Genomic DNA, 10923 nt, shown 5'->3' with positions numbered 1-10923 from the left:
CGCGTTTGTCATTGTAGGGGACACAAGCCCGCGCCCGACCGTATGTCTTATATCTTATATAAGACTTGGGCGGCACGTCAAAGTTCCGACCCGTCCGCACAAGACATATGGCTTTGCAAAACCCCTACTTTGGCGGACATGGCCCAAGCCCGCAAGACCCCGCGTTGTAGCAGGCAAGTCCTACAGCGGTGTGGCGGTCCGGCGTGTGCCGGCTTGTGCCGGCTTGGGCCGCGCGGCTCACGCCAGCAAGGCCGGCAGTTCAGCCGCTGCGATTTCCAGAAAGCGGCGCAAGGCCAGGGGCTCGCCACGGCGGGCTGGCATGATTGCGTAGATGCGCGAGGGCGCGGCCTGCCAGCCGGGCAGGATGGCGATCAGTTCGCCCCTGGCCAGCATGTTGGCGCACAGATAGTGCGGCAGCAGCCCCACGCCCAGGCCCGCGCGCACCATGGATCGCAGCGTGGCCATGTTGCTGCTCAGGCATTTCGGCTGGAATTCCAGTGATTCTGTTTCGCCCGCCGGGCCGGTAAAGCGCCAGGTCTGGCGACTGTCCTGCGTGGCATGCGCCAGCAGCGGCAGCGCGGCCAGGTCGCGTGGATGACGCGGGCGCGCCTGCGCCAGTGCCGGGGCGCCCACCAGGGTCAGCGGCACCAGCGCCAGCTCGCGACCGATCAGCCGGGAATCCGTCAGCGGGGTGCCCATTGCGCGAAACGCCAGGTCGTAGCCTTCGCCCACCAGGTCGATGATTTCGTCGCGCGTGTCCAGCAACACGCGCACGCCGGGATGCGCGATGCAAAAACGGGCCACCATTTCGCCCAGCAACGTTACCGCCAGCGGCGACGGCGCGGTGATACGCAACAAGCCACTGGGTGTGTCGCCCATGGAGGCCGCCAGCTCAAACGCGGTGCGGGCCTCGCGCGCCACGGCTTGGGCGTGCACGTAGATCTGCTCGCCCATCGGGGTCAACGACACCCGCCGGGTATTGCGCTGAAGCAGGCGCACGCCCAGCCGCGCTTCCAGCTCGGCCACGCGCCGGCTCAGCTTGGAACGTTGCATATTCAACACACGCGCCGCTGCCGAAAATCCGCCTTTGGCAACGACTTCACTAAAGAGCAGCAGGTCGTCCAGGTGATGAATGTGGGGGTACATAGAGGGACACGGCGCAAAAGAGGAGGCGGGCGCGGATTGTCCTGTACGGCATGACAAATATTCCTGAAATTGGCCCCTACTGTCCGCCAGGTGGAACGCATAAGCTCTGCGTCAGTCGGCGCCACCCCCCTTTCACATTGGCGCGACCCACTCCAGGCAGCGCCTTTTTGACCATTCATCTTAGTAACGTCGCGGCGAGCCAGCCCGAATCGGCCGGCGATTGCTGCATCACGCGCACGTTTCGCCACACCGACTTTTCCCGTGGCTCATCCCCCGTCATCAGGGTCGACCATTTCGACATGACGGCCTCGGCCGCGCCGGCCCCGTGGCCGCCCGAGCCGCGCCCCGGCTGCTACGTCGCCACCTTGCTGCTGGAAGATACGCGGGGCAGCCTGCTAAGCCCCGGTGCCGACGGCGATGACCGGGACGTGCAGGCGGGCGACCTGCATTGGGCGCGGGCGGACTCCGGCGCTACCCGGGTGCGCCAGCCGGCCAACGGCGCGCGGCCCAGTGGTTGGCGGCTGAACGGCTTGCGTATTGTCGTGGGTCCGCTGGACGCGGCGGATGCGGGCAGCCCCGCGCCCGCGCTGATCCGGGGCTGGGAGATGCCGGTGATTCAGACTGACGCCGGCCGTATTCGCGTGGTGGCGGGCAGCCATGGGGGCTGGCAATCGCCGCTGGTGACGGCGGCATCGATGTTGGTCCTGGATGGGTGGCTGCGCCCGGGGGCGACGCAGCTGGTGCCGTTGCTGCCCGGCTGGAACGCCTGGCTTTACGTCGTGTCTGGTGAGCTGGGCGTGCGCGCGCGGCACCGCCGCACCGGCGCGCCGGCGTTGCCCAAGCAGATGGGCGGCGATCCCGACTTCGCCGTGTTGGACACGGGCTGCGCGCTGACGGCGTCCGCGTCCACGTGCGCATCCGCGTCGGCGGGCAATGAGGAAGGCGTGTTGGTATTGATGGCGGGCAGGGCGCCGGTGCACTTCGTGCTGGTGGGCGGGCCAGCAGGCGGGCCGGTGTCCGCGCGGGGTGTGCCCGCTGGCACAACTGCGGCGCCTGTCACAGCGAAGGCCAAAGCCACGGCCACAGCCAGAGCCGGAGCCGAAGTCACAGCCGCAGCCGCGGCCGCAGCCGCTGCCCCAGCCACAGCCACAGCCACAGCCACAGCCACGGCCCCAGCCACAGCCACAGCCAAAGCAAAAGCCAAAGCCAAAGCCAAAGCCACGCCCACGGCTGCTGTCGCTGGCCCAGCCGCTCCCACGACCACCGCCCGCACCATGCCGACCACCCCACGTCGCCGCGCCGGCTCCGAGTCCGTCCCTACATGACCCTGATTCCATCAGGGCTGTTTGTTGCGTGACGGCAACGTCGCGTAAAAGCGAAAACGGGGACGAGTGAGAATGATTATCGATTTGATAATATTTGCGCCTTAAGACCTCAAGACCCCTGGGTGAACGGGCTCGGTCAGGGCCTGGTGCCAGGCTTTCGCGGTAGTGCCAGCTGATACGCCGTTTTCCGTGCGTCATTCCATCGGGATTGTGTGTTTCTCCGCGCGGCAACGCGCACTTACCGTCCCCTGACCCCGATATGAAAATTCGAACACTTGCTTGCGTGGCCGCAACGCTGCCGTGCATCAGCGCCGTCCACGCTCAAACCGCCACCCCCGTCCCTGCGCAAACCGGCACCGCCGGCGGCTCCGTTGTGTCGATGGAAGCGATCAAGGTCGAAGCCAGCGCCGACGCCTCGGCGGGCGGCTTGGCGGTGCCCTTTGCGGGCGGGCAGGTGGCCACGGGAGGCCGAGTAGGCATCCTGGGCACGCAAGACAACATGAGCACGCCGTTCAGCATTACCAGCTACACGAACGAGCTGATCCAGGACAAGCAGGCGCGCAGCGTGGGCGACGTCTTGCAGAACGATTCCGGCGTGCGCGTGGCCCGTGGCTTCGGCAATTTCCAAGAGTCCTACTTCATTCGCGGCTTCATTTTGAGTTCGGACGACGTGGCGTACAACGGCTTGTACAGCCTGCTGCCGCGCCAGTACATTGCCACCGAATTGTTCGAACGCGTGGAAGTCCTGCGCGGTGCAACGGCTTTCCTGACGGGTGCAACGCCCGGCGGCGGCGGCATCGGCGGCGTGATCAACCTGGTGCCCAAGCGCGCGCCCAACGAACCGCTGACGCGTGTCACCACCGGCGTGGGCAGCGGCGGCCAGTTCCAGCTGTCGACCGACATCGCGCGCCGTTTTGGTCCCGACGACAGCACGGGCATCCGCCTGAACGCCGCGCAACGCAGCGGCGACACGGGGATCGACGACGAACATTCGCGTACCAGCCTGGTGTCCCTGGGTATCGACTGGCGGTCGGCGGATACGCGCTTGTCGGGCGATATCGGTTGGCAGGAAAACAAGCTGAAGCGGCCGCGTCCGAATGTGACGATGGGCTCGACGGTAACCACCGTTCCCGACGCCCCGGACGCCAGCTCGAACTATGCGCAGCCGTGGTCGTATTCCAATGAACGCGACGTGTTCGGCACCCTGCGCGCGGAGCATGATTTCAGCGACAAGCTGACGGGTTGGGCGGCATACGGCTTTCGCCGCAGCGATGAGGCGAATTCGCTGGGCAACGTGACGTTGACCAATGGCAGCACGGGCGCGGGCAACTTCTATCGCTTCGACAATACGCGCGAAGACAGCGTCAACACGGGTGAAGTGGGCCTGCGTGCCAAGCTGCGCACCGGCCCCGTCGGCCATGAAGTGGTGGTGTCGGCTTCCTTCTTCGATCTGAAGAAGAAGAACGCGTACATCATGGATTTCGGCAACACGTATCCGACGAACATCTACGATCCGATTTCGTACGACAAGCCGGCGTTCAGTGCCGGTGCTTTGCGGGGCAACGATATCGACAACCCAGCCTTGCAAGGACGCACGCGCATGAGTAGCTACGCCTTGGGCGACACGATGTCGTTCCTGGACGACAAGGTGCTGCTGACCTTGGGCATCCGCCATCAACGTATGTCGACTCGCAGCTATTCCTACGACAACGGGACCGGTAACGGGGGCAACGAAACGGGTGCATACGACAAGAGCCGAAATTCGCCGGCTGCTGGTGTTGTTTTTAAGGTGGCGCCAAGTGTCTCTCTGTATGCCAACTACATTGAAGCGCTAGTGCAGGGCGATACGGCTCCCGCGAACGCCAACGGCAAACCCGTACCCAACGTTGGTACAGTGCTGTCGCCCTATGTCTCCAAACAAAAGGAGATTGGCGCAAAGTACGAAGGCGAAGGGCTGGGGGCGGGCCTTGCACTGTTTTCTACCGACAAGCCGCGGTCCGCATACAACGCCAACAACGAGCTGACGGCCTCCGGCAAAGACCGGCACCAAGGCGTAGAACTGACGGTCTATGGCGAGCCGATCCAGTCTGTTCGCGTTCTCGGCGGACTCACGTGGTTGGACGCCGAGCAGCGTTCTACCGGCAAGCCATCAATCGACGGCAACCGTGTGATCGGCGTGCCTCGCTTCCAGGCCAACATGGGCGTGGAATGGGATATCCCCGGCGTGCAAGGCCTCGCGGTCGATGGCCGTGTGGTCTACACCGGTTCGTCGTACGCTGATGACGCCAACACCCTGAAAGTCCCCGGCTGGACGCGCTTTGACGCCGGTCTGCGCTACATGACGGACGTCGACGGCCACGTCGTGACCCTGCGCGCCCGCGTTGAGAACATCGCCAACCGCAACTACTGGTCGTCGGTTGGCGGCTACCCCGGCAACGGCTACCTGGTCCTTGGCGGCCCGCGCACGTTCCTGCTGTCGGCCAGCATGGACTTCTGATCGCTGCACGACAAGTCACGCAAGCGAAAAAAATCCCGGCCCAGGCCGGGATTTTTTTGTTTTGGAAAGGGCGTCTCAATCGCCGATCACACTGCTTCCTGAATCGTCATATGCACTTGCAGGCCCGCGGATCGTCAAGTGCCGTACCCAAAAAAGGTGACGAGTTCCGGGCCTTTCACGCGGCGGTTATACCAATTTTTGTATAGAGATCAAGGCAAGCGCGGCAGTTGCTATCGGCTCACCACAACCACCCCCCACGCGTCAGGTCGCTTTCGCAGCTTTTGTATTGCGACGTGAATTTTTCCGCGCGTGCCTGCACCTTTTGCGACACCGTTTTCAACCATGCCTTGCGGTCGTAGCTGCGGTTGCGGTAGCCGGTCCAGCCTTCGTGGTAGTTCAGGTACTGCCCGTAGGCGTCCCACTTCGAGATGCCGTTGAGGCGTTGCGACTTGCTCATGTACCAGCCCATGAAGTCGAGCGCGTCGGCAAAGTCGTCGCGGCTTGAGCCCCAGCCGCCGGCTTCGCGCTTGTAGTCGGCCCAGGTTTCGTCCTTGGCCTGGGCGTAGCCGTAGGCGGAGCTGACGCGGCCCCAGGGGATGATGCCCAGGAAGTAGTAGCGGGGCGGCACGGCGTCCTGCTTGAAGGAGGATTCCTGGTACATCATCGCCATGGGCACCGGCACGGGCGCGCCCCATTTCTTCTGCACCTTCAGGGCGGCGTCGTGCCAGTCGGGCTTTTCTCGGAAGATCGCGCAAATGTTCTCGGGGTTCGATGGCGGCGCCGTGGCGCAGCCGGCAAGCGCCAGCAGTAGCAGCGGCGGCAGCAAAAGCCGGGTCATTGGCGGGCTTCCTCCTTGGGGTGGGGGCGCGGTTGAAGGCAGCGCCCGGGGTGTGACAACTGTTGATGGTGTCACAAGATACCGCGATTGTATGAAAACGTATCGCCGGAAAAGTTCCGTCCCTGAAATGGGTGGGTAAGCCTGGTTGGTCGCGGGGAAGGACGCCGGATAAGCCGCCGCCCGAAGCGGACGGCGCCGGATTGCAAACGGCGCCAGATTGCAAACGGCCCCGGATTGCTCCGGGGCCGTTGTCTGCGTGGAAAGCCGGCACAGAGACCAGCTATCGCATATGGCGTACACGCATAACGCGTACACGCATCAGGCTTAGGCCTGAAAGGCTTACACCTCGATCACGTCGGCCACGTCCTTGTAGTCGGCGATCTTGTCGAAGTTCAGGTACTGGTAGATCTGGTCGCTGCTCTTGTTGATGACGCCCATGTCAGCCATGTACTCGTCCTTGGTCGGGATGCGGCCCAGCTTCGAGCAGATGGCGGCAAGTTCGGCCGAACCGAGGTACACGTTCGTGTTCTTGCCCAGGCGGTTCGGGAAGTTGCGGGTGCTGGTCGACATCACCGTTGCGCCTTCGCGCACTTGTGCCTGGTTACCCATGCACAGCGAGCAGCCCGGCATTTCCGTGCGGGCGCCGGCGGTGCCGAAGACGCCGTAGTGGCCTTCTTCGGTCAACTGCGTGGCGTCCATCTTGGTCGGCGGGGCCACCCACAGCTTGACCGGGATGTCGCGCTTGCCTTCCAGCAGCTTGGACGCCGCGCGGAAGTGGCCGATGTTCGTCATGCAGCTGCCGATGAACACTTCGTCGATCTTGGCGCCGGCAACTTCCGACAGCGTCTTGACGTCGTCCGGGTCGTTCGGGCAGGCCACGATGGGCTCGTGCACGTCGGCCAGGTCGATTTCGATGACGGCGGCGTATTCGGCGTCGGCGTCCGGCTCCAGCAGCTTGGGGTCTGCCAGCCAGGCTTCCATGGCCTTGATACGGCGGCCCAGCGTGCGTTCGTCTTCGTAGCCGTTGGCGATCATCCACTTCAACATCACGATGTTGCTGTTGATGTATTCGATGATCGGTTCCTTGTTCAGGAACACCGAGCAACCGGCAGCCGAACGTTCAGCGGACGCATCCGACAGTTCAAAAGCTTGCTCGACCTTCAGGTCCGGCAGGCCTTCGATTTCCAGGATGCGGCCCGAGAAAATGTTCTTCTTGCCTTGCTTGGCCACCGTCAGCAGGCCTTGCTTGATGGCGTACAGCGGGATGGCGTTGACCAGGTCACGCAGCGTGACGCCGGGTTGCAGCTTGCCCTTGAAGCGGACCAGCACCGATTCCGGCATGTCCAGCGGCATCACGCCGGTGGCGGCGGCAAAGGCGACCAGGCCCGAACCGGCCGGGAACGAAATGCCGATGGGGAAGCGCGTGTGCGAGTCGCCGCCGGTGCCGACGGTGTCGGGCAACAGCATGCGGTTCAGCCACGAGTGGATCACGCCATCACCCGGGCGCAGCGACACGCCGCCACGGGTGCTGATGAATTCCGGCAGCGTGTGGTGCGTCTTGACGTCCACGGGCTTGGGGTAGGCGGCGGTGTGGCAGAACGACTGCATCACGAGGTCAGCCGAGAAGCCCAGGCAAGCCAGGTCCTTCAGTTCGTCGCGGGTCATCGGGCCGGTGGTGTCCTGGCTGCCGACCGAGGTCATCTTCGGTTCGCAGTAGGTGCCCGGGCGGATGCCCTTGCCGTCCGGCAGGCCGCAGGCACGGCCAACCATCTTCTGGGCCAGCGTGTAACCCTTGCCGGTGTCGACCGGGTCTTTCGGCAGGCGGAACAGCGTCGACGGGGCCAGGCCCAGTGCTTCGCGCGCCTTGCTGGTCAGGCCACGGCCGATAATCAGCGGAATGCGGCCACCGGCGCGCACTTCGTCGAACAGCACGTCGGACTTCACTTCGAATTCAGCGATGACTTCGCCGTTCTTCAACGCCTTGCCATCGTAGGGGCGCAGTTCAACGACGTCGCCCATTTCCATCTTGGACACGTCCAGTTCGATCGGCAGCGCGCCGGCGTCTTCCATCGTGTTGTAGAAGATCGGGGCAATCTTGTTGCCCAGGCACACGCCGCCAAAGCGCTTGTTCGGCACGAAGGGGATGTCTTCGCCCGTGAACCACAGCACCGAGTTGGTGGCCGATTTGCGCGACGAACCCGTGCCGACCACGTCGCCCACGTAGGCGACCAGGTGGCCCTTTTCTTTCAGCGATTCAATGAACTTGACGGGGCCGCGCTTGCCGTCTTCTTCCGGTTCGAACGCCGCGCCGTCGCGCTTGTTCTTCAGCATCGCCAGGGCGTGCATCGGGATGTCGGGGCGGGTCGTGGCGTCGGGCGCCGGCGACAGGTCGTCGGTGTTGGTTTCGCCAGGCACCTTGAAGACGGTGATGGTCAGGCTTTCCGGCAGTTCCGGACGGCTGGTGAACCATTCGGCGTCGGCCCAGCTTTGCATCACGGACTTGGCGTTGGCGTTGCCCTTGTCGGCCTTTTCCTTCACGTCATGGAAGGCGTCGAACATCAACAGGGTCTTTTTCAGCGCATCGGCGGCGATGGTGCCGATTTCCGCGTCATCCAGCAGGTCGACCAGCGGGCCAATGTTGTAGCCGCCGAGCATCGTGCCCAGCAGTTCGGTCGCCTTGGCACGGCTGATCAGCGCACAAGCTTCCTTGCCCAGCGCCACGGCGGCCAGGTAGGACGCCTTCACCTTGGCGGCATCGTCCACGCCGGCCGGCACACGGTGGGTCAACAGTTCGACCAGATTCTGCTCTTCGCCAGCGGGCGGGTTCTTCAGCAGTTCGATCAGTTCGGCGGTTTGTTTAGCCGTCAGGGGCAGCGGGGGAATCCCCAGAGCCGCGCGTTCGGCAACGTGTTGGCGGTAGTTATCCAGCATGTGAGGCCTGCTCAAAAGTCGGGTTGGAAGAAGGGTTGTCGGCCGGAATTGTAGAGGGAAGAGGGGGCGGCAAGCAAATGTCTTATATCTTATATAAGACTATGGTCCGTCCCTTGTTGTTGGGTGGCGACGTTGGGAAGCAGACGGCGCGCCGTTGCCGCCCGCAGCGAAGGGCGCCAGCCAGCAAAATGGCGGCTCGATGGCCGCCATTACGAATTCAATGCTGGACGGGCAGGGGCAATCCTAGCGCGTGGCTACGTCATAAACGACGGCAACCCGGGCAAAATTGCCACCAAATTGCTTCACGTCCATTTCGAACGGGGCGCTGTCGCCCGGCTTGAGCTTGGGCAGGCGCAATTCCTTGAACAGGGCGCCCGACAGCTTGTCCTGCGCGTCGTACAAGCTGACCCAGACCCGCACGTTTTCCACGTCGACCTGATCCTCGTTGCGAACGCGGCCGTGAACCGTGACGTATTTGTAACGATAGCGATAGCTGAAGTTCAGCGTGCCGGTGCCGATCCCGGCCTCGGTGTTCTCAACCGTGACGGCCAGCTTGGGACGCGGGCCGGGCAGGGCGGCGCGTTTGGCCGGCAACCAGTTGGTCTTGACCTCGGTCACCCGTTCGAAGCTGCCGCCCGACAGCATCACCGGCACCCGCTCGCCGGGGTAAAGGTGCGTGGGCAAGGTCCATTCCTGGCGCAGGTTCAACGGTCGAGAGCCGTCAAACGCCGAAATTTCAACGCGGGGCGACAGGGCAATGTCGGTGGTGCTGGTGTTGGACAGCTCCGCGAACATCACCGGCCGCTCGATTTCATCCAGCAGGCGGCGTGGCGCCGACAAGCTGAACGCCTTCGGGTCGAACAACGCGAAGTTCGGGTCCAGCAGTTCTTCGGTGGACAGACGCACGTGGTCGATAACCCGCACATTCGCGGGGCTGACGCGGTGCATGCGGCTGGTGGAAGCGGTTTCCTTGGGCGCATCCTCTGCCGGCTTGGCCACGGCCGTGTTGGCGGACCCGGCCGGCGTTTCCTGCCCCAGCTTGTTCGCCACCCAGGGGCCCACGGCGGTGTACTGGGTCAGCGCCACGCCGGCCGCCGCCAGCATCAGCAGCAGCAGTGCGGTTTTGGCCGGCCAGGCAAGCGGCTTGGATTGGGAACGGTCAGCTTTCACTTTGCACCATGTAGTCGTAGGACGCGACCTTGTCGTCGCCAAGCATTTCGCAGCGCACGTCGAACGCCGTCATGGCGCCCGACGCCAACGCGCCGGCGCTGCCATAGCCGTTGCCGGTGCCGATCAACGCGCCGTCCTGGCCGTAGAGCAGCACGGTGATCTGCGCGGCGCCGGCCTCTTTGGCGCCGTCGTTCTTGAGCAGGCCCACCAGGCGATACGCGCCATCGTTCTTCACCAGCTGCACCTTGCTGGCGGACACGTCGTTGTTCTTGCCGCGCGCCGGCGTCGGCGTGGCGACCTGTAATTCGTAGCGCGAGTAGGCTTTTTCAGGGGCCGAGATCAGCACCGGCGCGTATTCGCCCGGTTCCAGTGACCGTGGCGATGGCGTGGACAGGGTCGACGTCAGCGTCAGGTCGCCCTGGAAGAACGTTGCCGTGACACGCGGCACGTCGATCTTCTTGCCCGTTTCGTTGCGCATGATCATCACCAGCTGCTTGCGGCCGCGGATCTGGACTTCGCGCACGTCCGTCAGTTTGACCAGCGACGCGTCAATGGGCGGGGCGACGGGCGTTGGGCGGTAAGGGGTCGACGGGCTGGACGTCAGCATCGACGCCACCAGCGGCACGAAAATCACGGCAACCACTACCAGCACGATGGCCGCCAGCGCACTGGGCTTGATCTGCGCTGGCCTGGCCGGCTGCTGCATGCCGCGCAATATCTTTTCAAGCCGCTGGGCGACGTCGTCCTCCACCAGCGTCAAGGCGTGGCAATGGTTGCAGCGGTATTCGTTGGGGGCCAGTTTGGTGAATTGCGCGCTGCCGCAAGTGGAGCAGGTCAGCGTGACCGTGTTGATCGTCGTGTGTTTTGGTGTCATGCGTTTGGCGTCATGCGTTTGGCGTCATGCTGGCGGAGCGTGCATGGGGGACGGACAGGGCGGCAAGGATAGCGGCAGCGCGCCGGGGGCGGGGTGCAGGTGCGCTTCTAGTTGTGACGATATGTGCCAAAAGCGACGCCCC

Annotated in this window: 7 protein-coding genes; 2 read left to right on the top strand and 5 right to left on the bottom strand. The window is 64.1% G+C overall.

The features are described 5' to 3' along the window. Positions 1-237 precede the first annotated feature (237 nt). Complete coding sequence (locus KYT87_RS18630; protein ID WP_219990560.1) at positions 238-1146, bottom strand: LysR substrate-binding domain-containing protein; 909 nt, start codon at positions 1144-1146, stop codon at positions 238-240. A gap of 167 nt (positions 1147-1313) precedes the next feature. Between KYT87_RS18630 and KYT87_RS18625 the strand changes: the two genes are divergently transcribed. Continuing rightward, complete coding sequence (locus tag KYT87_RS18625; protein WP_219990559.1) at positions 1314-2471, top strand: pirin family protein; 1158 nt, start codon at positions 1314-1316, stop codon at positions 2469-2471. Between the two features lie 259 nt (positions 2472-2730). Further along, entirely contained in the window at positions 2731-4968 is a 2238-nt protein-coding gene (locus KYT87_RS18620; RefSeq protein WP_219990558.1) for a TonB-dependent siderophore receptor, read from the top strand. A gap of 238 nt (positions 4969-5206) precedes the next feature. On the opposite strand, the gene KYT87_RS18615 is transcribed toward KYT87_RS18620, so the two are convergent. From KYT87_RS18615 to KYT87_RS18600, 4 genes are all read right to left on the bottom strand, one after another. Further along, positions 5207-5806: a lipoprotein gene (locus tag KYT87_RS18615; protein ID WP_046804069.1), complete on the bottom strand. Its 600-nt coding sequence runs from the start codon at positions 5804-5806 to the stop codon at positions 5207-5209. Positions 5807-6145: 339 nt separating this feature from the next. Then, complete coding sequence (gene acnB / locus KYT87_RS18610) at positions 6146-8737, bottom strand: bifunctional aconitate hydratase 2/2-methylisocitrate dehydratase (RefSeq protein WP_104144292.1); 2592 nt, start codon at positions 8735-8737, stop codon at positions 6146-6148. A 243-nt stretch (positions 8738-8980) separates the two neighbouring features. Beyond that, positions 8981-9907: an FxLYD domain-containing protein gene (locus KYT87_RS18605; RefSeq protein WP_219990557.1), complete on the bottom strand. Its 927-nt coding sequence runs from the start codon at positions 9905-9907 to the stop codon at positions 8981-8983. Next, the gene (locus KYT87_RS18600) at positions 9897-10781 is read right to left on the bottom strand and encodes an FxLYD domain-containing protein (protein ID WP_219990556.1); all 885 of its coding nucleotides are present in this window, start codon (positions 10779-10781) and stop codon (positions 9897-9899) included. Before KYT87_RS18600 ends, KYT87_RS18605 begins: the two co-directional genes overlap by 11 nt. Positions 10782-10923: the final 142 nt, after the last annotated feature.

It is taken from the genome of Achromobacter sp. ES-001, assembly GCF_019448355.1.
GTDB classification, from domain to species: Bacteria; Pseudomonadota; Gammaproteobacteria; order Burkholderiales; family Burkholderiaceae_B; genus Achromobacter; species Achromobacter spanius_B.
The sequence above is the reverse complement of the archived record's forward strand: the minus strand, read 5'-3'. Positions and strand labels throughout refer to the sequence as shown.

Coding starts and splice junctions, on each gene's coding strand:
- KYT87_RS18630 (WP_219990560.1), bottom strand. CDS start 1,146: ATGTACCCCCACATTCATCACCTGGACGACCTGCTGCTCTTTAGTGAA.
- KYT87_RS18620 (WP_219990558.1), top strand. CDS start 2,731: ATGAAAATTCGAACACTTGCTTGCGTGGCCGCAACGCTGCCGTGCATC.
- KYT87_RS18615 (WP_046804069.1), bottom strand. CDS start 5,806: ATGACCCGGCTTTTGCTGCCGCCGCTGCTACTGCTGGCGCTTGCCGGC.
- acnB (WP_104144292.1), bottom strand. CDS start 8,737: ATGCTGGATAACTACCGCCAACACGTTGCCGAACGCGCGGCTCTGGGG.
- KYT87_RS18600 (WP_219990556.1), bottom strand. CDS start 10,781: ATGACACCAAAACACACGACGATCAACACGGTCACGCTGACCTGCTCC.